Origin of the sequence: Nonomuraea pusilla (assembly GCF_900109355.1) — a bacterium.
Classification (GTDB): domain Bacteria; phylum Actinomycetota; class Actinomycetes; order Streptosporangiales; family Streptosporangiaceae; genus Nonomuraea; species Nonomuraea pusilla.
In genome coordinates this window covers 335,157-359,238 of the sequence record NZ_FOBF01000007.1, presented here as the reverse complement: position 1 = coordinate 359,238, position 24,082 = coordinate 335,157, and the positions used below count along the sequence as shown (strand labels likewise).

Genomic DNA, 24,082 nt, shown 5'->3' with positions numbered 1-24,082 from the left:
ATGGTCCATCGGACGGCCCCGAAGGGACTTTCGTCCCTGCCGGGCGGGCACCGCCAGGCAGAACGCTATGGACATGACCGTCTTGTCCCCCTGGCGAGGAAATATCCCGTGACTGACATCGACAGGATCCCCGGAACGGGCCCGCTGCTCGCCGCAAGGAAGTTCTTCACCAAGGCCGAGATCTCGGCCGACGGCCGTACCCTGCACCAGATCGACCAGGGCGCCTGGGACCGCTTCTACCGCGATCGCTGGGCGCACGACAAGGTGGTCCGCTCCACCCACGGCGTGAACTGCACCGGTTCGTGCTCCTGGCAGGTGTTCGTCAAGGACGGCCTCATCACCTGGGAGCACCAGGCCACCGACTACCCCTCGGTCGGCCCCGACTCGCCCGAGTACGAGCCGCGCGGCTGCCCCCGCGGCGCGTCCTTCTCCTGGTACACCTACTCCCCGTCGCGGGTGCGCTACCCCTACGTGCGCGGCGTGCTGCTGGAGATGTGGCGTGAGGCCAAGGAGCGCCTGGGCGACCCCGTGCTGGCCTGGGCGGAGATCACCGGCGACCCGGAGCGGGCGCGGGCGTACAAGCGGGCCCGCGGCAAGGGCGGCCTGGTGCGGTCGAGCTGGGACGAGGTCCTGGAGCTGATGGCCGCCGCGCACGTCCACACGGTCAAGGAGCACGGCCCCGACCGGGTGGTCGGCTTCTCGCCCATCCCCGCGATGTCGATGGCCTCGTTCGCCGCGGGCACCCGGTTCCTGTCGCTCATCGGCGGCACCCTGCTGTCCTTCTACGACTGGTACGCCGACCTGCCCATCGCCTCGCCCCAGGTGTGGGGCGACCAGACGGACGTGCCCGAGTCGGCCGACTGGTGGAACTCCCGCTACCTCATCATGTGGGGCTCCAACATCCCGGTCACCCGCACGCCCGACGCCCACTTCATGACCGAGTCGCGCTACCGCGGCACCAAGGTGGTCGCGGTCAGCCCCGACTACGCCGACAACGTCAAGTTCGCCGACGACTGGCTGGCCCCCCACCCGGGCACCGACGGCGCGCTCGCCATGGCGATGGGCCACGTCATCCTGAGCGAGTTCTTCCGCGACAGGACGACGCCGTACTTCGCCGGGTACGTCCGCAAGTACACCGACCTGCCGTTCCTGGTGACGCTGGAGCGGCGCGGCGACGCGTACGTGCCCCGCCGCTTCCTCACCGCCGCCGACCTCGGCGACGAGAGCGAGAACGCCGCGTTCAAGACCGTGCTCCTCGACGAGGAGACCGGCCGCCCCGTGGTGCCGAACGGCTCGCTCGGCTTCCGCTGGGGCGCCGAGGGCGAGGGCCGCTGGAACCTCGACCTGGACGGCGCCGAGCCCGCCCTCACCCTGCTGGGCCGCGCCGAGGGCGCCGTCGCCGTGGACCTGCCCCGCTTCGACGAGGGCGAGACCGAGGGCGGCACCGCCGTGCGGCGCGGCGTGCCCGTCACCGAGGTGGGCGGCACGCTCGTCACCACCGTCTTCGACCTGCTCATGGCCCAGTACGGCGTGGGCAGGGACGGCCTGCCCGGCGAGTGGCCGCAGTCGTACGACGACGCGACGAGCCCGTACACGCCGGCCTGGGCGGAGGAGATCACCTCGGTGCCGGCGGCGACCACGGTCAGGATCGCCCGCGAGTTCGCCCGCAACGCCGAGCGCACGAACGGCCGCTCGATGATCGCGATGGGGGCGGGCACCAACCACTGGTTCCACTCCGACCAGATCTACCGCTCGTTCCTGACGCTGGTGCTGCTGACCGGCTGCCAGGGCGTCAACGGCGGGGGCTGGGCCCACTACGTCGGCCAGGAGAAGGTCCGGCCGGTCACCGGCTTCCAGCACCTGGCCTTCGCCTTCGACTGGCAGCGGCCCACCCGGCACATGGCCGGCACCGCCTTCTGGTACCTGGCCACCGACCAGTGGCGCTACGAGCGCTTCGGCGCGGACGAGCTGGCCAGCCCGCTCGGCGAAGGGCTGTTCCAGGGCCGCTCGTTCGCCGACTGCAACGCCCAGGCGGCGCGGCTCGGCTGGCTGCCGTCGCACCCGACGTTCAACCGCAACCCGCTCAAGCTCGCCGACGAGGCCGCCGCGAAGGGCGTGCCGGTCGCCGAGCACGTCGTGGAGGAGCTGACGTCCGGCAGGCTCGGCTTCGCCGCCGAGGACCCGGGCGACCCGGCCAACTACCCGCGCGTCCTGACGGTCTGGCGGGCCAACCTGCTCGGCTCGTCCGGCAAGGGCAACGAGTACTTCCTGCGCCACCTGCTCGGCACCGACGCCGAGACCCGCAACGAGGAGACGCCGGAGGGACAGCGGCCCGCCGAGGTGACCTGGCGGGAGGAGCCGGCCGAGGGCAAGCTCGACCTGCTCACCGCCATCGACTTCCGCATGACGTCCACGGCGCTGTTCGCCGACGTGGTGCTCCCGGCCGCCACCTGGTACGAGAAGCACGACCTGTCCTCGACGGACATGCACCCGTTCGTCCACGCGTTCAACCCGGCCATCGCGCCGCCGTGGCAGGCCCGCAGCGACTACGACGCCTTCCTCTCCCTGGCCGACCGCTTCTCGGAGCTGGCCGCGCTCCACCTCGGCAGGCGTACCGACGTGCTGGCCGTGCCGCTCACCCACGACACGCCCGACGAGCTGGCCCAGCCGGGCGGCCGGGTGCGCGACTGGAGGAAGGGCGAGTGCGCGCCCGTGCCGGGCAGGACGATGCCGAAGCTCGTCACCATCGAGCGCGACTACCCGTCGGTCGGCGAGCGGATGCGCGCCGTCGGGCCGCTCTTCGCCGAGCTGGGGCTGACCACCAAGGCCGTCACCTACCGGGTGGAGCCCGAGCTGGAGTACCTGCGCGGCAAGAACGGCGTCACCGCCGACGGCCGGATCTCGCTGTCGAGCGCCGACCGGATGTGCGAGGCGATCCTCGCCCTCTCGGGCACCACGAACGGCCGCCTGGCCACGCAGGGTTTCGAGACGCTCGAACGCCGCACCGGCACCCGGCTGGCCGACCTGGCGGCCGAGCACGAGGGCAAGCGCATCACGTTCGCCGACACGCAGTCGCGCCCGCAGCCCGTCATCACCTCGCCCGAGTGGTCGGGCTCGGAGACGGGCGGGCGACGCTACTCCGCCTTCGTCATCAACGTCGAACGGGACAAGCCCTGGCACACCCTCACCGGGCGCCAGCAGTTCTTCCTCGACCACGACTGGATGATCGAGCTGGGCGAGCAGCTGCCCGCCTACCGCCCGCCGCTCAACATGCACAGGCACTACGGCGAGCAGGGCGACGGCGAGGGCGCCGAGGTGACCGTGCGCTACCTCACCCCGCACTCGAAGTGGTCGATCCACTCGGAGTACCAGGACAACGCCTACATGCTGGCGCTGTCGCGCGGCGGCCCCGTCATCTGGATGAGCGTGGCCGACGCCGAGGCCATCGGGGTGAAGGACAACGACTGGATCGAGGCGTACAACCGCAACGGCGTGGTGGCGGCGCGGGCGGTCGTGTCGCACCGCATGCCGGCCGGCACCGTGTACATGTACCACGCGAAGGACCGCAACGTGAACGTGCCCCTGACGGAGAAGTCGGGGCGGCGCGGCGGGGTCCACAACTCGCTGACCCGCCTGCTGCTCAAGCCCAGCCACCTCATCGGCGGGTACGCGCAGTTCACATATGCCTTCAACTACTACGGGCCGACCGGCAACCAGCGGGACGAGGTCACCGTCATCCGCCGCCGCGGCCAGGAGGTGAGCTACTGATGCGCGTCCTCGCACAGGTCGCCATGGTGATGAACCTGGACAAGTGCATCGGCTGCCACACCTGCTCGGTCACCTGCAAGCAGACCTGGACCAACCGGGACGGCGTCGAGTACGTCTGGTTCAACAACGTCGAGACCAAGCCCGGCGTCGGCTACCCCAAGCGCTACGAGGACCAGGAGCGCTGGCACGGCGGCTGGGAGCTCGACAAGCGGGGCCGGCTCAGGCTCAGGGCCGGCGGCCGGGTCAAGCGGCTGCTCACCCTGTTCTCCAACCCCGACCTGCCCGACCTCGACGACTACTACGAGCCCGCCACCTACGACTACGACACCCTCATCTCCGCGCCCGCCGGGCCGCACACCCCGGTCATCCGCCCCAAGTCGGCCATCACCGGCGAGGACATGGCCATCACCTGGGGCGCGAACTGGGAGGACGACCTCGGCGGCGCCCCCGAGCACGCCCACGGCGACCCCAACCTGGCGGCGATGGCGGAGAAGGTGCGCATGGAGTTCGACAAGACCTTCATGTTCCACCTGCCGCGCATCTGCGAGCACTGCCTCAACCCCGCCTGCGTCGCCGCCTGCCCGTCCGGCGCGATGTACAAGCGGGAGGAGGACGGCATCGTCCTGGTCGACCAGGACCGCTGCCGCGGCTGGCGCATGTGCGTCTCCTCGTGCCCGTACAAGAAGGTGTACGTCAACCACAAGACCGGCAAGGCCGAGAAGTGCACCTTCTGCTTCCCCCGGATCGAGGCGGGCCAGCCGACCGTGTGCGCGGAGACCTGCGTGGGCCGCCTGCGCTACATCGGCCTCATCCTGTACGACGCCGACGCCGTGCTCGACGCGGCCGGCGTCGAGGACCCGCGCGACCTGCTGGAGGCGCAGCGCCGCGTCTTCCTCGACCCCGACGACCCGCAGGTCGCCGCCGCGGCCCGCGCCTCCGGCATCCCGGAGGACTGGATCGAGGCCGCGAGGAGGTCGCCCGTGTACCGGCTGGCCATGAAGTACCGGGTGGCGCTGCCGCTGCACCCGGAGTACCGCACGATGCCGATGGTCTGGTACATCCCGCCGCTGTCGCCGGTGCTGGACGCCGTCACCGGCGCGGGCGCCGACGCCGACGACCCCGACAACATCTTCCACGCCATCACCGACCTGCGGATCCCCCTGGAGTACCTGGCCGGGCTGTTCTCGGCCGGCGACACCGGGGTGGTGGCGGGGGTGCTGATGAAGCTGTCGGCCATGCGGGCGTACATGCGGGCCCGCACGATCGACGGCAAGGTCTCCCACGACCTGCTGGACTCCACCGGCATGACGGCCGACGAGATGGAGGAGATGTACCGGCTGCTCGCCGTCGCCAAGTACGACGAGCGCTACGTCATCCCCCCTGCCCACAAGGAGGACGCCGCGGCGCTGGCCGCGCAGGCCGACGGCTGCAGCCTCGACGGCGAGGGCGGGCCCGGCATGTCCGGCTTCCACCCGGAGGGCCTGACCGGCCGCCGGTCCGACGGCCGCACCGCGCTCAAGCTCTTCGTCAGCGGGGGAGGGACGGCGTGAAGCTCCTTCCCGCGCGCCCCGCCCTGCGCCCGGCGGGCCGCCCGAAGCGGCCCGCCGCCCCCCGGCCCCCGGGCTTCTCCGAGCGGCCCGAGGACCGGGCGGCGCTGCTGCGGCTCGTCTCGCTGCTGCTGCAGTACCCCGACCCCGAGCTGCTGGCCGCCCGCGACGAGCTGAGCCGCGCCGCCGCGGCGCTGCCCGGCTCGCCGTCGCGGGACGCGCTCGTCGCGTTCACCGCCTGGTACGCGGAGGCCGAGCCGATGCCGCTGGCCCGCGCCTACGTCGAGACGTTCGACCTGCGCCGCAGGTCCAGCCTCTACCTCACCTACTACCTGCACGGCGACACCCGCCGCCGCGGCATGGCGCTGCTGACGCTCAAGCAGCGCTACCGGGTCGCGGGGCTCACCCCGCCCGAGGGGGAGCTGCCCGACTACCTGCCCGTGGTGTGCGAGTTCGCCGCCCTGGCCGGCCCCGGCACCGGGGAGGCACCGCTGCGCCAGCACCGCGCAGGACTGGAGCTCATCAGGGCCGCGCTGCGCACCGCCGGCTCGTCGTACTCCCTCGTCCTGGACGCGCTGTGCGCGGCGCTGCCCGACCTGTCGGCGGCCGGCCAGGCCGAGGTCGCCGATCTGGCCCAGGCGGGCCCGCCCGCCGAGGACGTCGGCCTGGCCCCCTTCGGCCCGCCCCTCAACGGAATGGAGTTCCGCTCGTGAGCGTCGTGCTCTGGGTCGTCGTCCCCTACGTCGCGCTGACGGTGTTCGTCGTCGGCCACGTCTGGCGCTGGCGCACCGACCAGTTCGGCTGGACCACCCGCACCACGCAGGTGCTGGAGAGCCGGCTGCTGCGGCTCGGCTCGCCCCTGTTCCACCTCGGCGTGTTCGCCGCGATCGGCGGGCACGTGCTCGGCCTGCTGATCCCGAAGAGCTGGACCGAGGCCGTCGGGGTGTCCGACCACCTCTACCACGTCGTGTCCGTCACGGCGGGCACCGTCGCCGGGGTGATGGTGGTGGCCGGGCTCGGCCTGCTGCTGGCCCGCCGCTTCGTCACCGGCCGGGTGCGGCGGGCCACCACCCGCATGGACAAGGCCCTGTTCACGGTCATGGCGGTGGTGATCCTGCTCGGCATGGCCGAGACCGTGGCCATCAACCTGTTCGGCGGCGGCTACGACTACCGGGCGACCGTCTCGGTCTGGTTCCGGGGCGTGCTCACCTTCCGTCCCGAGCCGGAGCTCATGACCGGCGCGCCGCTGGTCTTCCAGCTGCACACGCTGGCGGCCTGGGTGTTCATCGCCATGTGGCCGTTCACCAGGCTCGTGCACGTCTGGTCGGCGCCGGTGGCGTACCTGTGGCGGCCGTACGTCGTCTACCGGCGCAGGACGGCCCGGCCCGCGGCTCCCGCCGCGCCGGCCGCCCGCGAGCCCGCCGGCCGCTGAGGCGGCGCGCGGCGCGGCGAGCGGGGCGCGGGGAAGCGCGTCAGGCGGGGACGAGCGGGGCGCGGGGAAGCCCGTCATCAGGCTCTCTCGGGGAAGCGCGTCAGGCCGGGGGGAGCGGCACCTGCCAGCGCAGGCGGGTGCCGGGCCGCTCGCCGCGTCCACCCTCCTGCCCACCCTCCTGCCCACGCTCCTGCCCGCCCGCCGGGCCGTCCCCCGCGGCGCGCAGCGGGGCCACCGAGAAGCGGCCGCCCAGGCGCTCGGCCCGCTCCTGCAGGTTGCGCAGCCCGCTGCGCCGGCCAGACGCGGGGACGCCCACGCCGTCGTCGCGCACCTCCACCACCAGCTCTCCGTCGGCGACGCCGACGAGGACGTCCACGACGGACGCCCTGGCGTGCCTGACCGCGTTCGACAGCGCCTCACGCAGCACCGCCAGCGCCTGCTCGGCCAGTTCGGGCGGCACCGCGTGGTCGAGCGGCCCCTCCATCCGCAGCCCGGGAGCGAAGCCCAGATGCGCCTTCGCCGACTCGGCCAGCTCGGCCACCTGGCCGCGCAGCCCCGGCTCGCCGCCGGAGCCCGGCAGCTGCAGGGCGAAGATGGTCGAGCGGATCTGCCTGATCGTCTCGTCCAGCTCGTCCACGGCGTGGCCCAGCCGCCGCGCCACCGTCGGGTCGTCCACCAGCCTGACCGTGCTCATCAGACCCATCGCGGTCGCGAACAGCCGCTGGATGACGACGTCGTGCAGGTCCTTCGCGATGCGGTCGCGGTCCTCCAGCAGCCCGAGCCGCTCGGCGTCGCGCCGCGCCTCGGCCAGCTCCAGCGCCACCGCGGCCTGGCCCACCAGCGCCTCCACCATGCGCAGGTCCGGCTCGCCGAACGGCAGCCGGGTGCCGCGCCTGGCCAGGCGCAGCACGGCCTGGACGCGTCCCTGCGCGCCCAGCGGCACCACGAGGGCGGGCCCCAGCGGCAGGCCGGCCACGACCCGCGCGTCCTCGGGGCGCGAGCGCAGGTCGAGGACGTTCTGCGGGGCGCCGGTGCGCACCGCGCGGCCCGCCAGCGTGCCCTCCACCGGCTCCACCCGGCCGAGCAGCTCCTTGCCGCCGAGGCCCTGCGCGATCTCCACGTGCAGGTCGCCGCCGTGCAGGAAGCTCACCGTCACCGTGTCGGCGCCCGCCATCTCGCACACCCGCCCGGCCAGCTCCTCCAGCACCTCGTGCGGGTCGGTGCCCGACAGCAGGCTCGTGGTGACATCGGACGAGGCCGCGAGCCACGTCTCGCGCCGCCGCGCCTCCTCGTACAGCCGGGCGTTCTCGATGGCGACGCCCGCGGCGGTGGCCAGCGCGGTGACGATCTCCTCGTCCTCCTCCTCGAACGGCCGCCCGCCGCTCTTCTCCGTCAGGTACAGGTTGCCGAACACGGCGTCGCGGACCCGGATCGGCACCCCGAGGAACGCCTTCATCGGCGGGTGCCCGTCGGGGAAGCCGTACGACTCCGGGTGGCCGGACAGGTCGGCCAGGCGCAGCGGCCTCGGGTCCTTCATGAGCAGCCCCAGCAGGCCCTTGCCGTGCGGCCAGTGCGCGATGCCCTCGATCTCCTCCTCGGTCACGCCGACCGGCACGAACCGCACCAGCACGCCCTCGTCGCCGATGACGCCGAGCGCGCCGTACCGGGCGTCCACCAGGGTCATCGCCGCCTCGACGATCCGGCGCAGCACGGTCTCCAGGTCGAGGTCGGCGCCGATCGAGACGACCGCCTCCAGCAGGGCGTGCACGCGGTCGCGGGTGGCCAGCACGGCCTCCAGCCGGGTCTGCAGTTCGGCCAGCAGCTCGTCCAGCCGCATCCCGGGCAGCAGGAGCCTGTTGTCGTCGTCCGCCATGTCCACTTCCGTCTAGGTGCGTCTACGAGCGTACGAGGTTCCCTGACCGGCTTCCCACCTGGGGGAACGTCACCCGCGCCGGGGACCTTCGCCGAGGCATCGAAGGACTTTGGTCCCTGTCGCCGGGGGAGGCGGACGCGGGACACTGCTCAGATGACTCCCACCACCACGACAGGGGACCTCATGGGGACGGGGCCCCGCAGGCTCGAGGAACTGACCGAGACGGAGGCGCTGCGCCTGCTCGGCGAGGTGCCGCTCGGCCGCGTCGTCTTCACCCGCCACGCGCTCCCCGCCATCCGGCCGGTCAACCACATCGTCGTGGACGGGCACGTCGTCATCCGCACCACCGTCGGCACGGTGCTGAGCACCGAGGTGTCGCCCGCGGGCGCGGTCGTCGCCTTCGAGGCCGACCAGCTCGACATGGACACGCGGCTCGGCTGGAGCGTCATCGTCACCGGCATGGCGAGGCCGGTGGACGACCCCGAGGAGGCGGAGCGGTACAAGGCCCGCCTCCTGCCGTGGGTGGCGGGCGGCATGGACCAGGTCATCCGCATCCGTCCAGAGATCGTCACCGGCTTCACGCTGGTGCCCGCCTAGCCCCCGCACCGCGCCCCCGCCTCCCTATCCTCCCAGGACGAGGTCCACGACGTCCGCCGCGGAATGGTCGGACGGCAGCCCCTCCAGGAAGCCCAGGTCCTGCCCGAGCGTGAGCAGCGGCGGCTCCTCGTAGCCGTCCTGGCGGCGCTGGCCGAGCCCCACGGCCGCCAGCAGGCCGTTGCACAGGCAGCGCCGCCCCTCCGCCTCCTCCGCGGGACGCCCCTTGCGGACGTACGCCTCCACCGGCTCCGCGGGGCACCGGTACCCGACCCGGCCGCCGGGCCGCTCGTACGGCGTGCGCAGGTAGCCGAGGTCGCACAGGCGGGGGCGGGCGTCGTACACGGCGGCGTCGGACAGCGTGCCCGGCACGGACGCCACCTTGAACGGGAACCCCGCGGGGGAGGCGTGCGGGTCGTTGCGCACCTCCAGCCCGCCCGCGGCGGCCTCCCGCAGCAGCCGGCGGCGCAGCCCCGGCTCCAGCCCCGACTCGCGGCACAGCGCGAACGCCGACCCGACCTGCACCCCGGCCGCGCCCGCCGCCCTGGCCCTGGCCAGCCCCTCGGGCGTGCCATAGCCGCCCGCCAGCCAGAACGGCAGGCCGAGCGCGGCCACCTTGGCGGTGTCCACCTCGTCGCGCGGGCCGTACACCGGGTCGCCCGCCTCGTCGAGCCGCATGCGCCCGCGCGGCGGCGCGCTGTGCCCGCCCGCGGACGGCGACTCGACGACGAACCCGTCCGGCCTGGTGGCGGGGGTGCGGGCCAGGTAGGCGGCCAGGACGTGCGAGGAGACGATCGCGAGCAGCCTGGGGCGCGGCAGCGGCCCCATGGCGGCCGGGTCGCCCCAGCCGGCGCCGCGCGGGTCGAACACGGCCTCGTGGCCGCCGTCGGCGCCCGCCACCGTCACCGACACCCGGCCGGGCCGGTGCGCGGCCAGGTCGTCGAGCAGCCGCGGGATCTCCGCGGGGATGCCCGCGCCCATCAGCACGTAGTCCACCCCGGCCAGCATCGCGCCGTACAGCGCGGCGGGCGTCGCCATCTGGATCTTCTCCAGGTAGTTGACGCCGATCGGCCGGTCGTGCCCCTCCTTGGCGAGGAACACCTCGGCGAAGTTGGCCACCACGGTCAGCTCGTCCCGGGCCTGGGCATGCCGCAGCCCGAGGCGCGGCACCGGACGGAACGGCTCGTCCTTCGCGGTGCCGCCGGGCACGAAGTAGCGGCCGAGCACTCTCCCGGCCACCTCGGGCACGGGGAAGCAGGCCAGCGCCCTGCGCAGGTGGCCGCCCGGGTCGCCGCGCTGCAGTCGCCTGGCCAGCACCGCGTCCAGCGCGGTGCCCGAGACCACGCCGAGCTGCCCGGTCCCGGCGACGGCCCGCGCCAGCCGCCAGCCGGACACGGCGACGCCCATGCCGCCCTGGATCAGCACGGGCGGCGCGTCCTCGTCAAGGGACGGGCCCTGGGGGAGAGGCGTCTCAGACATGCCGGCCCCGCACGGTCCCGGCCCAGGTGAGCAGGTCGAGGTTGCTCTCCCTGGCGACGTCCCGGGTGGCGAGTATGTGCACCACGTCGTCCTCCGGCAGCGTCTCCACCATCAGCGACAGGCCGTCGCAGTCGCTCACGTGCGGCAGGATCTCCCTGGTCAGCTCGATGCCCCACGCGGCCTGCGCCTCGTCGGGCTCGTCCGGCCAGTACAGGTCCGCCGGCCGGTACAGCTCCGCCAGTTCGGCCAGCTCGCGGACGTTCCTGATCGTGCCGTCGTGGTCGCTGAGCAGCTTGTCCACGTACTCGCGGCCGAAGACCGAGACGAGCACCGGGTACATGGCTTCCTCCTCGTAACGGAAGTGCGGCCCGGTCGCCGCCGACAGCGCCGACACCAGCGCGGAGATCCTCCTGGGGTCGCCCGCGCGGAACGCGGCGATCAGCGCGAGGAGCAGGTCGCGCACCTGGCGGTGCTCGGCTCTGAACGTCTCGGTGAAGTAGTCGGTGATGGTCAAGGGTGTTTCTCCAGAGATCCGGTTCCCTGGCCAAGCCCACCACCGAGGCGAGGGGCGGCTGTAGTGACGAAAGTCCCGAGCCGCGCGGGACGATCAGGTGACGAACGGCCCTACCGCGGGGAGCCGCTCGGCCCTGCCGCCCGCCCGCGGGCACCGGCATCCTGGCTCCATGTGCAACTACTGCGGGTGCCGCGAGTTCCCCCTGATCGGCCGGCTGACCGAGGAGCACGGCGCCATTGAGGAGGTGGCGGGCTCGCTGCGCCGCGCCGTCCACGAGGGCCGCCACGGCGACGCCCTGCCGCTGCTGGACGAGCTGCTCGCCCTGCTCGCGCCCCACACGGAGCTGGAGGAGACGGGCCTGTTCGCCGAACTGCGCGCCGAGGGCTCGCTGGCCGACGAGGTGGACCGCCTGTGCGCCGAGCACGACGACATCCACGGCGCGCTCGGCCGGGTGGACCGCGCAGCCCCCGACTGGCAGGCCGTGCTGGAGGCGCTGGGCCGGCTGCGCGCCCACATCGACAAGGAGGAGCACGGGCTCTTCCCCGCCGCCGTCATCATGCTGCCCATCACCGCGTTCGACCGCATCACCGTGTGACGGGCCGGGGGGCTCCCGCCAGGGCCGAAAGTCCCCGACGTGAGGGACCTGCGCCGCTGGCCCCCGCCGGCCCGCGGCCCCTAGCGTCTCGGACCGGCCCCGCCAGCAAAGCCCCCCTTCGAGGAGAGTCGCCGTGCCGCGCAAGAAGCTCCCGGCCCCGTACGACGGGATGCTCGCCGCCTACGCCTGCGCCCTGGCCGCCGCGCCGCTCGCGGAGTCCAGCAAGGCCACGTACCTGTCGCGGGTGCGCCGCTTCCTCGCCTGGACCGCGGAGGCGGCGGGCGGCGCGGACCGGCTGGCCGACACCGGCGCCGCCGTCTGCGCGGCCCGCGACTACCGCCGCCACCTGCAGGACGTCCGGTACGCCCCCGCCACCATCGACAACGTGCTCGCCGCGGTGGACGACTTCTGCGCCCGCCGCGGCCTCGGCGTCAGCGGCGCGGTGCGCGCCCGCGCTCAGTCGTCGGAGGCCAGCACCTCCAGGTAGTGCGCGTTGAACATGACGCCCAGCACGTTCCCGAACGGGTCGGCCACCGACGCGGTCACGAACCCGGGGCCGCGGTCCGTCGGCGGCTCGTGCTCCTCGGCCCCGAGCTCCAGCAGCCGCTCGTGGGCGGCCCGCACGTCGTCGACGTGCCAGTACACCACGGCGCCCCCCGGGCCCCGCGCGTGCCCGCCCGGCGCGAACGCGCCGCGCACGATGCCCAGCTCGTGCTGGTAGTCGCCGAGGCGGAACTCGATGTACGCGGGCCGCCCGTCGGGGGCGTCGCGGCGGAAGTACGGCGGCGTGCCGAGCACCTCGGTGTACCAGGCGGCCGCGGCCTCCACGTCGTCGGCCCACAGGTTCACGGTGGCCAGCCCTCGCAGCATGGACCTCTCCTTCGTTCGTCGTGCTTCGCTGGCGACGTTACGGCCCGTCGAGGAAGGGTTCTTTCCTCATTGCCCGGGTACGCGGAAAAGAAATTCGTACCCCATGAATTCATTCCGAGAATTCGCCGATGAATTGCGTCGTGCTAATTTCTGTGCGTACGGAGATCAATAAGCGAATGAATTCATTCTGTGGGAGAGAAACGTGGAGTCGCTGGTCGTCGAGCGGGTGGAGACCTTCGTCGTGGAACTGCCGGTCATCCGGTCGTTCAGCATCTCCGGAGGGAGTGTCACGACGACGGGCAGGCCGACCGAGCGGGTGCTCGTGAAGGTGACGGCCGGAGGCGTCACCGGCTGGGGCGAGGCGACCCCGACGCCCGCGTGGACGTACGAGACGGTGGAGTCGATCTCGACGACCATCCACGGCTACCTCGCGCCCGCCCTGGTCGGCCGGCCCGCCTGGGACCTCGACGGGGCCTGCGCGGCCTACGAGAAGGTGATCAACAGGGGGCTGACGATCGGCTCGCCCATCGCCAAGTCCGCCCTCGACATCGCCCTGCACGACCTGCTGGGACGGGCCGCCGGCGTGCCGCTCGGCGTGCTGTGGGGACAGCGCAGGCTCGACCGCGTCACGCTGGGCTGGATCGTCGCCGGGCAGACGGCCGACGAGGTGCGCAGGGCCGTCGAGGAGGGCCGCGAGCAGGGCTACGGCGCGTACAAGGTGAAGGTGGGCCTGCACGACGAGGCGACGGACCTCTCCGTCGTCGCCGCCGTCAGGGAGGCCGCGCCCGGCGCGCCCATCTGGGTCGACGCCAACCAGGCGTACACCGTGGACGGCGCGCTGCGCATGGCCCGCAGGCTGGTGGACCTGGACGTGACCGCGTTCGAGCAGCCGCTGCCCGCCAACGACGTCACCGGGCTGCGCCGGCTGCGCGACCTCAGCCCCCTGCCCGTGGCCCTGGACGAGAGCCTGCGCCACCCGTCCGACCTGGCCACGTTCGTCAAGCTCGACGCCGTGGACATCGCCATCGCCAAGGTGCAGCGCTCGGGCGGCCTGACCCTCTCCCGCCGGCTGTGCCAGCTCGCCGAGGACGCGGGGCTGCGCGTCATGGGGTCGGGCCTGACCGACACCGACCTCGGCTTCGCCGCCTCGCTGCACCTGTTCGCCGCGTTCGGCGTGGACACGCCGGTCGACCTGAACGGCCGGCAGTTCGTGCGCTCCGCCTACGTCGGGGGCCGCACCGTCGAGGTGAAGGACGGCGTGGCGCTCGTGCCCACGGGCCCCGGGCTGGGCGTCGAGGTGGACGAGGACGCCGTCCGCGCGCTCGCCACCACCCACTGGATCGTCTGACCAGGTCGCGGACGCGGGAAGGGGGCGGGGACCAGGTCCCCGCCCCCTTCCCCGTGTCGCGCGTCAGCGCAGCCAGTCGTCCAGACGAGCGGCGACGAAGTCGTCGTCCATCAGCCACGGGTAGGCGGCGCGGACCCTGGCGATCTCCTCGGCCTGCCCCGGCGACAGGCCCTCGTCCGGGTCGAGGCACCAGATGCCCTCCAGGAGCCCCTGGCCGCGCAGCACCTCGTGGATCCCCGCGACGCAGCCCCGGAAGCCGCCCGCGACGTCGAAGACGGCGGCGTTGGCGTCGGTGAGGTCGGAGGAGCGGGCCAGCAGCGAGCGCAGCGCGTCGTCGTCGCCCGCCCACGCCCGCCGCACCTCCTCCAGCATCAGGACGGCCGTACGCGTCCACACCGCCCACTGGCCGAGCAGCCCGCCGACGACGCGGCGCCCCGCGACCGGCGTGAGCAGGTCGTCCAGGATGTTGTCGTCGTTGCCCGTGTAGAGGGCGACGGCGTCGCCGCGCCCCGACTCGCCCACGGCCCTCGCGACGTCCACCGTGCGGTACCGGTCGAAGGGCGCCATCTTGATCGCCACGAGCGACTCCTGCTCGCTGAGCGACCTCCAGAAGGACGGGCTCAGCCGGCGGCCGCCCACCGCCTCCTGCAGGTAGAAGCCGATGACAGGCAGCACCTCGCCGACGGCTTTCGCCCGCTCCAGCAGCTCCTCCTCCCCGGCGCCGGGGACCTGCGGCGACAGCAGCACCGCGTGGTAGCCGAGCGAGGCGGCCAGCTCGGCCTCGGCGACCGCCTGGGCGGTGTCGCCGCAGGCCCCCGCGACCAGCACGAACGGCCGCCCGGCCTCCTTGGCCGCCACCTCGGCGGCGATCTCCAGCACCGGCTGGAGCAGCCCGGCCTCGCGGATCGCGAACTGCGTGGTGTGGACGCCGACCGCCACCCCGCCCGCGCCCGCGTCGAGGTAGTAGCGGGTCAGGGCGCGCTGGCGGCGCTCGTCGAGCGTGCGCCCCGAGGTCAGCGCCAGCGGGTGGGCGGGGATGACCGTCCCCTCCCTGAGCAGGTCGATCGACATCTCAGAACCTCCCGTCGCGCACGGAGAACTTGGTGGGCTTGCCGGACAGGGGCAGGCCCTCGGCCAGCCAGGCGGCCTGCCAGGCGATGAGGGTGTCCAGGGGGACGTCGGGGTAGCCGAACAGGCCGTGGCAGCGGGAGGCGTCGCTGAGCAGGGCGGTGCCGCTCTCGCCGCCGTCGCAGCGCGCCTCCGTGCCGAGCAGCGCCGCCAGCCGGGCCGCCACCCGCCGCACCGACGCCGTCTCCGGGCCCGTCAGGTTCAGCGTGAACGGCTCGGGGGCGCGCGCGTGCAGCAGCGACCGCAGCGCCACCTCGTTGGCGTAGCCCTGCCAGACCACGTTGACGTGCCCGGTGGTGACGTCCACCGGCTCGCCCGCCGCCACGGACGAGGCGATGTCGGCCAGGACGCCGTAGCGCAGGTCCACGGCGTAGTTGAGGCGCAGGATCGCCACCCGGGCGCCGTACACGGCCGCGGCGTGCTCGAACACGCGCTCCCTGCCCAGGCAGCTCATGGCGTACTCGCCGACTGGGCCCGGCGGGTCCTCCTCGGCGCTGCCGCCGGAGGCGACGTCCACCAGCGGGTAGACGTTGCCGGTGGAGAACGCCGCGATCACCGAGTCGCGGTAGCGCCGGGCGACGGCGGCCGGCAGCGCGGCGTTGACCGCCCACGCCTGGTACGGCGCGGAGGACGTGCCGAACTTGGCGCCCACCATGAAGACGACCGAGGCGGCGTCGGGCAGCCCGGCCAGGTCGGCGTCGCCCAGGTCGTGGCGCACCACGTCCACGCCCTCGTCGCGCAGCGCCTTCGCGGCGGCCTCGTCCGACCAGCGCGAGACGGCGTACACGCGGGCGTCGCCGCGTCCGGCGGCGTCGAGGGCGCGCCTGGCCAGGCGGACCAGGCTCGGCCCCATCTTGCCGCCCGCGCCGAGCACGACGAGGTCGCCGTCGAGGCGGGCCGCGTCCGCGACCAGCGCGGCCGACGGGGTGGCCAGCCGCTCCTCCAGCTCCTGCTCAGAGGTGAACATGGGACACTCCTTCGGGGTCCGGCCGCCGGTAGCCCACGCCGAGCCCGTCGAGCAGCGGCAGGTGGGCGGAGAGCCGGCGGGTGAAGTCGCCGAGGTCGCGCCCGCGGGACCACGCGGCCTCCGCGACGGCGCACAGCCGGGGGAAGGCGTTGTAGTCGAAACGCTCCCTGGTGGGCAGGTACTCGCCCCACAGCTGGGCCTGCATGCCGAGCACGCCGTCGCCGGCGTCGTACCCGTAGACGGTCTCCAGCGGGAGCGGCCCGGCGATGCTGACCGGCTCCCCGGGGCCGTCCGACTCGGCGTAGTCGAGGTAGGTGTGGGTGTGGGGGGCGGCGACCACGTCGTGGCCGGCCCGCAGCGCCGCCTCGACCCGGTCCACGCCGCGCCAGGCCATGATGACCATGTCCCGCGGCGGGTCGTGGTCGAGCATGTCGTCCCAGGCGACCGCGCGGCGGCCGAGCCCGCGCAGGTGGCCGGCGAGGACCCGGCCCCACCAGCCGTGCAGGGCGGCAGGCCCTGGCAGGCCCTCGGCCGCGACCCGCCGCGCCGCCTCCTCGCTGGAGGCCCACTCGTCGCCGCGCACCTCGTCGCCGCCGATGTGGACGTACGGGGAGGGGAACACCTCGCACAGTTCGTCCAGCACGTCCCGGGCGAAGGCCACGGCCCGGTCGCTCACGTTGAGCACGTTCGTCGAGATGCCCCACGAGGCGCGCACCTCGACCGGCGCCGGGCCGGGGTGGCCCAGCCACGGGCAGGCGGCGATCGCGGCCTGCGAGTGGCCGGGGAACTCGATCTCGGGCACCACGGTGACGCCCCGGCGGGCCGCGTACTCCACGAGGTCGCGCAGCTCCCGCTGCGTGTAGAAGCCGCCGTGCGGGGTGTCGTCGAACGCGCCGTCGCGCGCGTGCCCCCGGGGGGAGCGCGGCCGGTGGGCCCCGACCCCGGTGAGGCGCGGGTGGGCGCGCACCTCGAAGCGCCAGCCCTGGTCGTCGGTCAGGTGCAGGTGCAGGACGTTGAACTTGTGCAGCGACAGCAGGTCGACGTAGGCGCGCAGGAAGGACATCGGGCGCCACCAGCGGGCCACGTCGATCATGACGCCGCGCCAGGCGTACCTGGGCACGTCGCGGACGGTCCCGCACGGCACCCCGGCGGGGCCGCGGAGCTGCCGCAGCGTCTGCGCGCCCCACCGCAGCCCGGCCTCCGACGCGGCGGCGACCTCGGCACGGCCGGGCGCGACGGTGAGGACGTAGCCCTCCTCGCCGAGCGACGCGTCGTCCACGAGGCGCAGGACGACCTCGGCCGCACCGTCGCCGCGCGGGGGCAGGCCGAGCACCTCCCGCACCGCGTCCGCGTGCGGGCCGCTCACCCGCGTGCCGCCGTCCAGCGGGAACAGACCCTCGCCCGGCCGCCAGGAGGTGACCTGCGGGATCACCGGCCGAGCACCTCGCGGAACGCGGCCAGCGCGACCTCGACCGGCGGGGCGTCGGGGTACCAGACGCGCTCCCACTCCAGCGCCAGGTAGCCGGAGTAGCCGAGCCGGTCCAGCTCGGCGAGCACGGCGGGCACGCCCACCGCGCCCTCGCCGGGCAGCACGGGCGCGAGGTCCGACGGCGACGCGGCGTCCTTGATCTGGACGTGCCGCAGGTACGGCGCCAGCGCGTCCGCCGTCCCGGCGGGGGACTCCCCGGCGCGCCACGGGTTGACGACGTCCCACAGCGCGCCGACGCGGGGCGAGCCGACCGCGGCGAGGACCCCGGCGACCGCCTCGCCGGTGAGGAACACGTCGTGGGTCTCCAGCAGCACGTCCACGCCGTTGCCCGGCAGCCGGTCGGCGACCTCCGACAGCCTGCGGACGGCGGCCCCCGCCGGGTCGTCCTGGCCCTCGACGCCGCCGAAGACGCGGACGAACGGCGCGCCGAGCGTCTCGGCGATCTCGACGTGGCGCAGCACCTCGGCCACCGGGTCGCCGTCGGGCCTGGCCACCCGGGTGTAGGAGCAGACCGCCACGATCTCGACGCCGGCCGCGGCGAGCGCGCCGGCCACGGCACGCAGCTCCCCTTCGGGCGTGCCGGGCGCGATGAGGTCGCCGTCGGCGCAGCGCAGCTCCACGCCCGCGCAGCCGTACGCGGCGGCTGTCTCGATCACCTCGGCGACGGTGGCGCCCGGCGTGCCGAGCGTGCTGAAGGCTAGCGGGTTCACGACTGTCCCTTCACTGCGACGGTGGAGCCCAGGCGGGCGGACTCGTAGACGGCGAGCGCGACGTCCAGGACGGACAGCGCGTACTCGGGCGTGACCTCGGGGGAGGAGCGCTCCGCGCAGGCGCGGGCGAAGTCGGTGAGCTGCGCGGCGAACGCGGCGGCCATCTCGCCGGGCTCGGGGGCCGCCACCTGGGTGGCGACGCCGCCGCGGAAGGACCAGACGCCCTCGCCGCGGCTGATCCGCACCGCGCCCCCGCCGCAGACGATCTCGGCCTCGTCGGTGAACGGCAGCCCGGTGCCGGTGACGGAGATCGTCGAGCGGGTGCCGTCGGCGTGCCTGGCCAGGGCGACCGCCTCCGTCTCCACGGACAGGTGCTCCGGCACCGAGACGTGCGCGGTGACCTCGACGATCGGCGAGCCGACGAGCATCTGCAGCTTGTCGATGCTGTGGGTGCCGACGTTCAGCACGATGCCGCCGCCCGCCATGCCGGCGTCGAGGAACCAGCGCGGCCGCGCCGGGTCGGCGTAGTCGGCGGTGCGCCGCTCCGAGGCCACCACGACGCCGCCGAGCTCGCCCGAGGCGAGGAAGGAGGCGGCGGCGCGCAGCGTCGGGACGAAGCGCAGGACGTGCCCGACCGCGAGGACGACGCCCGCCGAGCGGCACGCCTCGATCATGCGCAGCGCGTCCTCGCGGGTGGTCGCGACGGGCTTCTCCACCAGGACGTGCAGCCCGGCGGCGGCGGCGTCCAGGGTGATCGGCGCGTGCAGGGCGTGGGGGACGGTGATGACGACGGCGTCGAGCCCGCCGGCGTCGAGCATCGCCCGGTGGTCGGTGTGGACGCGGGCGCCGACCTCGGCGGCCAGCTTCTCCGCCGCCTCGGCCCGCACGTCGCACACGGCCGCGACGGTGACCCGCCCTCCGCTCCGGCGGGCGGCCGCCACGTGGAACTCGGCGATGGTGCCCGCGCCGATGACGCCCAGGCGCAGCCCGGATGTAGGTGTCACGATGTCCTTCCTGAGTTGGGTCGGGCCTTCAGCCCTTGAGCCCCGCGGACATGGTTCCGCGGACGAAGTAGCGCTGGGCCAGGACGAACACGACCAGCATCGGCAGCAGGCTCATCATGGCCGCGGCCGTGACGAGCTGGTCGTTGCCGACGAACTGCCCCTTGAGGCTGAGCACGCCGACGGGCAGCGTGTAGTTCTCCGGCGAGGTGAGGTAGATGACCGGTTCGAGGACGGCCTTCCACGACGTGGTGAACGTGAAGACGGCGAGCGTCGCGAGCGCCGGCTTGGCCAGCGGCACGTGGACGCGCCAGAACACCTGCCACGGGTTGGCGCCGTCGAGGCTCGCGGCCTCCTCGAAGTCCTTCGGGATGGCGAGGAACGTCTGCCGCATGAGGAAGATGCCGATGGGGGTGGCCAGCCAGTACGGCACGATGAGCGGCAGCAGGGTGTCCAGCCAGCCCAGCGAGCGGAACAGCAGGAAGTTCGGGACGATCGTGATGACGGTCGGCAGCATCATCGTCCCGAGCGCCATGGTGAGCAGCGCCTGCTTGCCGGGCAGCCGCATCCTGGCCAGCGCGTGGCCGACCGTCGCGCTGGTGACGACGTTGCCGGCCACCGCCAGCACCGCGATCAGCAGGCTGTTGGCCAGGTAGAGCCCGAACGGGGTGCGCCGCCACACCTCGGCGTAGTTGTCCCACTGCACCGGGTCGGGGAGCCACACCGGCGGCACCTGGATGTACTGCGCGAAGCTCTTCAGCGAGTTGCCGAGCGCCGCCGCGAACGGCAGCAGCATGACCACGGCGCCCGCGAGCACCAGGACGTACGAGATGGACCTACGCATAGTGCACCCACCTGCGCTGGAGCCGGAACTGCACCAGGGTCAGCGCGAGCACCAGCACGAACAGCACCCACGCGACGGCCGAGGCGTAGCCCATCTGGAAGAACTGGAAGCCCTGCCGGTACAGGTAGAGCACGGTCAGCTCGCTCGCGCCGTGCGGGCCGCCGTCGGTCATCACGTAGACCTGCTCGAACGACTGGAGCGTCTCGATCGAGGTGAGGACGAGCACGAGGAACGTCGTGCCGGAGATCCCCGGCAGCGTGACGTAGCGGAACCGGCTCCACGCCGACGCGCCGTCGATCTTGGCCGCCTCGTAGCGCTCCTCCGGGATCGCCTGCAGGCCCGCGAGGAAGAGCACCATCATGTAGCCGACGCCTTTCCACACCGCCACGGCGGCCAGCGTCGGGATCACCAGCACCGGGTCCTGCAGCCAGTTCTCCGCGGGCAGGCCGGCCAGGCCGAGCACCTGGTTGGCGATGCCGGTCTGCGGGTTGAACACGGCGTCGGCGACGTACGCGACGACCACCCAGGACGACACGACCGGGACGAAGTAGGCCGCGCGGAACAGCGCCATGCCGCGCAGCCGCTGGTTGAGCGCGATCGCGAGGAGCAGCGCCAGGGCCGTCTGCGTGGGCACGAACAGCACCGCGAAGTAGGCGGTGTTGCCGAGCGTCCGCCAGAACGTCTCGTCGCCGAACAGCCGGGCGAAGTTGCCGAACCCGACGAACCTCGGCGGGGACATCAGGTCGTACTCGGTCATGCTGAAGAACAGGGAGGCCAGCACCGGCCAGGCGGTCAGCGCGACCAGGTGGAGCAGGTAGGGCGAGGCGAAGGCGACGGCCCAGGCCCGCTCCCTGGCGTTCCGCCGGCGGGCGGACGGCTGCTCCTGCGCGGCCGTCCGCTCCGTCCCCCGGGTGAGCACCGTCACTGGGTCTGCCCCGCGTAGAAGCGGTCGATCACCTGCTGCGCCTCCTGCTGCCCGGTCTTCAGCGCGGTGGCGACGGGCGTCGCGCCCGACAGCGCCTCGTTGACCCGCTTGGCCAGCGCCTCGGTGTACTCCGACCAGACGGCGTTCGTGCCCAGGTCGCCGGCGGCGTCCAGAGCCTCCAGGAAGACCTTCCCCCGGTCGGCGGGCAGCGCCGACGCGGCGGCCTTCTTGTTGATCGGGATGGCCTCGCCGAGCCGCGCCCACCTGCTCTGGGGGCCCTCGCCGGCGAAGTAGGTGATCCACTTCCACGCGGCGTCGGCCTGCGCGGGCGAGGCCGCCTTGCTGACCACCCACGAGTTGACGATCGCGACGTTGCCGCGGCCCTTCGGGCCCTTCGGCAGCGGGGCCACGCCGAAGTCGACCTTCGCGTTCACCGCGGGCAGGGTGCGGGCGTAGATGCCGTACGACATCGCGACGCGGCCGGTGGCGAACAGCGCGTGGACGGCGCCCTTGCCGAGCGCCTCCGTGGTGACGTAGTCGGGGGCGAAGCCGTCCTTGCCCATCGCGGCGAGCATCCAGTCGAGCGCCGCCTTGGCCTCGGGGCTGTCGACGACGACCTTGCGGTTGCCGTCGGTCACGATGTCGCCGCCGAACGCCTTGATGATCGGCCACCAGCTCTCGGTGAAGCCCGGCGAGTAGACGCGCATGCCGTACGTGTCGGGCTTGCCGTCGCCGTTGGTGTCCTTGGTGAGCTTCTTGGCGGCGGCGGCGAGGTCGTCGTACGTCCACTCGGCCGTCGGCTCGGCCACGCCGGCCTCGGCGAACAGCTTCTTGTTGTAGAACAGCACCGGCGTCTGCGCGCCCTGCGGGAAGCCGAAGACGCGGCCCTTCTGGTCGCGGTTCAGCTCGATGCCGGAGTAGTCGGCGGCGTTGACCGTCTTGACGCGGTCGGTGAGGTCGGCGAGGGCGCCCCTGGCGGCGAACTCCTGGACGAGCACGCCGTCCGACAGCCACACCTGCGGCGCCTGCCCGCCGGCGATCTGGGTCCGCAGCCGTTCGAAGAACTTGACGTACGGGGCCACCTCCAGCTGCACCTTGATCGACGGGTTGGCGGCGCTGAACTCCTTGACGAGCTCCCGCATCGTCGTGTCGGCGGGGTCTCCGGCGGCGGCGTAGAAGCCGAGCCGCAGCGTGACCGTTCCGTCGTCGCCGGCTGAGCCGCCGCCGCAGGCGGCCGTGGCGGCCAGGGCGAGCACGGCCGCGGCGGCGGCGAGCATGCGCACTCTCATGGGGGTCCTCCAGGGGGGAAGGGGGGTGGTGGTGACGGCGCGCCACGCATGCGGACGCTGCGGCATGGGGACAGGCGTGGGCGCGGGAAGCGCAACAAGGGTGCGCAATGTGACGTGGCACTACAGGGCGGGCGTCCGCGGTTCGCGCGCGACGCGTCGCCGGGCGCGTCAGGTCGGGACGCGGACCTCGACGAGGCTGCCGGACGCGGCGCCGCACGAGGCGCGCACGGCCAGCCGCGGCTGCAGCACCACCCGGCAGACCGGGGCGGCGGCCCCGAGCTCGATCCGGCGCAGCAGCAGCTCCGTCGCCATGCGGCCGACCTCCGCCTTGGGCGGCGAGACCGCGGTGAGCGGCACCTCCGACAGGTCGGCCACCTCGTCGTCGTAGGCGACCACGGCGATGTCGTCGGGGACGGTCAGGCCGACCCTGCGCAGGTACGGCAGGAGCGCGGTCGCCTCCCGGTCGCCGAGGCAGACCACCGCCCGCACCTTCTCGGTGACCAGCGCGTTGGCGTACGCCAGCATGTCGGGCCCGGTCCAGACCGGCTGCCTCGCCACGGCCTGCGGGATCTCCGGCAGCCCGAGGTCGGCGACCGCCTGGCGGTAGCCCGCGAAGACCTGCTCGGAGGTGGCGGTGCCGATGCGGCCCAGGTAGCCGATGCGGCTCCTGCCGAGCCCGTTCAGGTGCTGGACGGCCGCGTACCCGCCGCCGTGGACGTCGGTGCAGACGTACGAGGTGGGGTCGGCGGGCCTGGGGTCGGCCGGCCGACGCTCGACCAGCACGTACGGCACCGGCAGCTCGCGCAGCCCGGCCAGGTGCGCCTCCGGGTCGGCGGCGAGGTGCAGGTTGGGCACCAGCAGCAGGCCGGCGACGCCGACGTCCACGAGCTGCTGCGTCTGCGCCAGCTCGACGGCGGGGTCGTAGTTGGAGCAGGCGAGCACGAGCTGGACTCCGGCGGCGGTGGCCGCCCGCTCGATGCCCTGCACGACGCGGGGGAAGTAGTAGGTGTTGGACGGGACGAGCGCACCGATGAGCCGCGGCCTGGACCCGGGCGTGGCCGTGACCGAGCTGGTCACGAACGTGCCCGACCCCTGCCTGCGGCGTACGAGCCCCTCCTCGACCAGGAGGTCGACGGCGCGGCGCACGGTGTTGACGCCGACGGCGTAGGTCTGGGCGAGCTCGGACTCGGTCGGCAGCCTGCCGCCGACCGGCCAGCGGCCCTGCGCGATCTCCTGGCGCAGGCGGGCCGCGAGGGTGCGGAATCGCCTTCCCCTTGGGAGGGAATTCATTCCATCGGATGGCTCCATAACCAGATTTTTCTGGATTATTCGGGTGGATGTCAACCCTAAAACCTCCCCTCAACTGGGCATTTACCGGCGTGAATTCATTCCTATGAGGGAAAGCGGGAAGGCCGCCCCGCGCGGGGGACGGCCCCTCGGAAGGCCACACGGGGGACGGCCTTCAAGGCCGCGCGGGGGACGGCCCCCGGAAGGGAACGCCGCCGGGGGCCGGGCCACCGGGACCGCCCGCCGCCTCCGCGCCGCCTCCGCCCCGCGGCCTTGACGGGGGTCGCCCCGCGCCGCCTCCGCCCGCAGGTGAGGTCCATCGGGTCTCCGCCCGCAGGTGAGGCCCGCGCCGTGTCGGCCCGCCTGTGCGGCCCGTCCCGCCGTCTCCGGCGGGGCGGCGCGGGCCGTTTCCCCTCAAGGTC

21 protein-coding genes are annotated in these 24,082 nt (G+C 73.6%); 8 read left to right on the top strand and 13 right to left on the bottom strand.

Going from position 1 to position 24,082, the window contains the following annotated elements; genetic code table 11:
• Positions 1-108: 108 nt before the first annotated feature.
• Genes BMX74_RS17975 through narI form a run of 4 tightly spaced genes read left to right on the top strand, consistent with a single transcriptional unit; the run spans position 109 to position 6,747 of the window.
• Complete coding sequence (locus tag BMX74_RS17975) at positions 109-3,768, top strand: nitrate reductase subunit alpha (RefSeq protein WP_236714660.1); 3,660 nt, start codon at positions 109-111, stop codon at positions 3,766-3,768.
• Positions 3,768-5,318, top strand: a complete 1,551-nt coding sequence (gene narH / locus BMX74_RS17970) for a nitrate reductase subunit beta (protein ID WP_055502681.1) — start codon at positions 3,768-3,770, stop codon at positions 5,316-5,318. Before BMX74_RS17975 ends, narH begins: the two co-directional genes overlap by 1 nt.
• Complete coding sequence (gene narJ, locus BMX74_RS17965; RefSeq protein ID WP_201784499.1) at positions 5,315-6,028, top strand: nitrate reductase molybdenum cofactor assembly chaperone; 714 nt, start codon at positions 5,315-5,317, stop codon at positions 6,026-6,028. The genes narH and narJ overlap by 4 nt, the downstream gene beginning before the upstream one ends.
• Positions 6,025-6,747: a respiratory nitrate reductase subunit gamma gene (narI, locus tag BMX74_RS17960; protein WP_055502680.1), complete on the top strand. Its 723-nt coding sequence runs from the start codon at positions 6,025-6,027 to the stop codon at positions 6,745-6,747. The genes narJ and narI overlap by 4 nt, the downstream gene beginning before the upstream one ends.
• 100 nt (positions 6,748-6,847) lie before the next feature.
• Here the strand turns inward: narI and BMX74_RS17955 are convergent, their stop codons facing one another.
• Entirely contained in the window at positions 6,848-8,620 is a 1,773-nt protein-coding gene (locus tag BMX74_RS17955; RefSeq protein WP_091101583.1) for a sensor histidine kinase, read from the bottom strand.
• A gap of 153 nt (positions 8,621-8,773) precedes the next feature.
• Here BMX74_RS17955 and BMX74_RS17950 point away from each other — a divergent pair, with 153 nt between their 5' ends.
• Entirely contained in the window at positions 8,774-9,217 is a 444-nt protein-coding gene (locus BMX74_RS17950; protein WP_236714659.1) for a pyridoxamine 5'-phosphate oxidase family protein, read from the top strand.
• Between the two features lie 24 nt (positions 9,218-9,241).
• Here the strand turns inward: BMX74_RS17950 and BMX74_RS17945 are convergent, their stop codons facing one another.
• Both BMX74_RS17945 and BMX74_RS17940 read right to left on the bottom strand, forming a co-directional pair.
• Complete coding sequence (locus BMX74_RS17945; protein WP_091101581.1) at positions 9,242-10,693, bottom strand: nitronate monooxygenase; 1,452 nt, start codon at positions 10,691-10,693, stop codon at positions 9,242-9,244.
• On the bottom strand, positions 10,686-11,207 hold the full coding sequence (locus BMX74_RS17940) for a hemerythrin domain-containing protein (RefSeq protein WP_055502677.1): 522 nt from the start codon (positions 11,205-11,207) through the stop codon (positions 10,686-10,688). The genes BMX74_RS17945 and BMX74_RS17940 overlap by 8 nt, the downstream gene beginning before the upstream one ends.
• Before the next feature lie 169 nt (positions 11,208-11,376).
• On the opposite strand from BMX74_RS17940, the gene BMX74_RS17935 reads away from it, so the two are divergent.
• Positions 11,377-11,802 carry a hemerythrin domain-containing protein gene (locus BMX74_RS17935; RefSeq protein WP_055502676.1) on the top strand — a complete coding sequence of 142 codons (426 nt, stop codon included), beginning with the start codon at positions 11,377-11,379 and terminating at the stop codon, positions 11,800-11,802.
• A gap of 133 nt (positions 11,803-11,935) precedes the next feature.
• The gene (locus BMX74_RS17930) at positions 11,936-12,289 is read left to right on the top strand and encodes a hypothetical protein (RefSeq protein ID WP_055502675.1); all 354 of its coding nucleotides are present in this window, start codon (positions 11,936-11,938) and stop codon (positions 12,287-12,289) included.
• Here BMX74_RS17930 and BMX74_RS17925 read toward each other — a convergent pair.
• On the bottom strand, positions 12,259-12,672 hold the full coding sequence (locus tag BMX74_RS17925) for a VOC family protein (protein ID WP_055502674.1): 414 nt from the start codon (positions 12,670-12,672) through the stop codon (positions 12,259-12,261). The genes BMX74_RS17930 and BMX74_RS17925 overlap by 31 nt on opposite strands.
• A 202-nt stretch (positions 12,673-12,874) precedes the next feature.
• Between BMX74_RS17925 and BMX74_RS17920 the strand changes: the two genes are divergently transcribed.
• Positions 12,875-14,020 (top strand): mandelate racemase/muconate lactonizing enzyme family protein, encoded by a 1,146-nt coding sequence (locus BMX74_RS17920; protein WP_055502673.1) that lies wholly within the window; start codon positions 12,875-12,877, stop codon positions 14,018-14,020.
• Positions 14,021-14,083: 63 nt separating this feature from the next.
• Here the strand turns inward: BMX74_RS17920 and BMX74_RS17915 are convergent, their stop codons facing one another.
• The 9 genes from BMX74_RS17915 to BMX74_RS17875 all read right to left on the bottom strand — a co-directional run bounded on the left by BMX74_RS17915 (position 14,084) and on the right by BMX74_RS17875 (position 23,663).
• Complete coding sequence (locus tag BMX74_RS17915; RefSeq protein WP_091101577.1) at positions 14,084-15,091, bottom strand: dihydrodipicolinate synthase family protein; 1,008 nt, start codon at positions 15,089-15,091, stop codon at positions 14,084-14,086.
• A gap of 1 nt (position 15,092) precedes the next feature.
• Entirely contained in the window at positions 15,093-16,115 is a 1,023-nt protein-coding gene (locus tag BMX74_RS17910; RefSeq protein ID WP_091101575.1) for an NAD-dependent epimerase/dehydratase family protein, read from the bottom strand.
• The gene (locus BMX74_RS17905) at positions 16,102-17,547 is read right to left on the bottom strand and encodes a beta-N-acetylhexosaminidase (protein WP_177227398.1); all 1,446 of its coding nucleotides are present in this window, start codon (positions 17,545-17,547) and stop codon (positions 16,102-16,104) included. Before BMX74_RS17905 ends, BMX74_RS17910 begins: the two co-directional genes overlap by 14 nt.
• Positions 17,544-18,314, bottom strand: coding sequence for a sugar phosphate isomerase/epimerase family protein (locus BMX74_RS17900; protein ID WP_091101571.1), 771 nt, complete (start codon positions 18,312-18,314; stop codon positions 17,544-17,546). The genes BMX74_RS17905 and BMX74_RS17900 overlap by 4 nt, the downstream gene beginning before the upstream one ends.
• On the bottom strand, positions 18,311-19,318 hold the full coding sequence (locus BMX74_RS17895) for a Gfo/Idh/MocA family protein (RefSeq protein WP_091101569.1): 1,008 nt from the start codon (positions 19,316-19,318) through the stop codon (positions 18,311-18,313). Before BMX74_RS17895 ends, BMX74_RS17900 begins: the two co-directional genes overlap by 4 nt.
• A 28-nt stretch (positions 19,319-19,346) precedes the next feature.
• On the bottom strand, positions 19,347-20,159 hold the full coding sequence (locus BMX74_RS17890; protein WP_055502667.1) for a carbohydrate ABC transporter permease: 813 nt from the start codon (positions 20,157-20,159) through the stop codon (positions 19,347-19,349).
• Positions 20,152-21,084, bottom strand: a complete 933-nt coding sequence (locus BMX74_RS17885; protein WP_091101567.1) for a carbohydrate ABC transporter permease — start codon at positions 21,082-21,084, stop codon at positions 20,152-20,154. Before BMX74_RS17885 ends, BMX74_RS17890 begins: the two co-directional genes overlap by 8 nt.
• Positions 21,081-22,373 carry an extracellular solute-binding protein gene (locus BMX74_RS17880; protein WP_082534800.1) on the bottom strand — a complete coding sequence of 431 codons (1,293 nt, stop codon included), beginning with the start codon at positions 22,371-22,373 and terminating at the stop codon, positions 21,081-21,083. Before BMX74_RS17880 ends, BMX74_RS17885 begins: the two co-directional genes overlap by 4 nt.
• A 168-nt stretch (positions 22,374-22,541) precedes the next feature.
• Positions 22,542-23,663 carry a GntR family transcriptional regulator gene (locus BMX74_RS17875; protein WP_218153986.1) on the bottom strand — a complete coding sequence of 374 codons (1,122 nt, stop codon included), beginning with the start codon at positions 23,661-23,663 and terminating at the stop codon, positions 22,542-22,544.
• Between the last annotated feature and the right edge of the window lie 419 nt (positions 23,664-24,082).

What these genes read in the sequence shown, in the direction of transcription:
- BMX74_RS17955 (WP_091101583.1), bottom strand. Translation starts at nt 8,620, where the DNA reads ATGGCGGACGACGACAACAGGCTCCTGCTGCCCGGGATGCGGCTGGAC.
- BMX74_RS17935 (WP_055502676.1), top strand. Translation starts at nt 11,377, where the DNA reads ATGTGCAACTACTGCGGGTGCCGCGAGTTCCCCCTGATCGGCCGGCTG.
- BMX74_RS17950 (WP_236714659.1), top strand. Translation starts at nt 8,774, where the DNA reads ATGACTCCCACCACCACGACAGGGGACCTCATGGGGACGGGGCCCCGC.
- narH (WP_055502681.1), top strand. Translation starts at nt 3,768, where the DNA reads ATGCGCGTCCTCGCACAGGTCGCCATGGTGATGAACCTGGACAAGTGC.
- BMX74_RS17880 (WP_082534800.1), bottom strand. Translation starts at nt 22,373, where the DNA reads ATGAGAGTGCGCATGCTCGCCGCCGCCGCGGCCGTGCTCGCCCTGGCC.
- BMX74_RS17910 (WP_091101575.1), bottom strand. Translation starts at nt 16,115, where the DNA reads ATGTTCACCTCTGAGCAGGAGCTGGAGGAGCGGCTGGCCACCCCGTCG.
- BMX74_RS17890 (WP_055502667.1), bottom strand. Translation starts at nt 20,159, where the DNA reads ATGCGTAGGTCCATCTCGTACGTCCTGGTGCTCGCGGGCGCCGTGGTC.
- BMX74_RS17945 (WP_091101581.1), bottom strand. Translation starts at nt 10,693, where the DNA reads ATGTCTGAGACGCCTCTCCCCCAGGGCCCGTCCCTTGACGAGGACGCG.
- BMX74_RS17875 (WP_218153986.1), bottom strand. Translation starts at nt 23,663, where the DNA reads ATGAATTCCCTCCCAAGGGGAAGGCGATTCCGCACCCTCGCGGCCCGC.
- BMX74_RS17915 (WP_091101577.1), bottom strand. Translation starts at nt 15,091, where the DNA reads ATGTCGATCGACCTGCTCAGGGAGGGGACGGTCATCCCCGCCCACCCG.
- BMX74_RS17925 (WP_055502674.1), bottom strand. Translation starts at nt 12,672, where the DNA reads ATGCTGCGAGGGCTGGCCACCGTGAACCTGTGGGCCGACGACGTGGAG.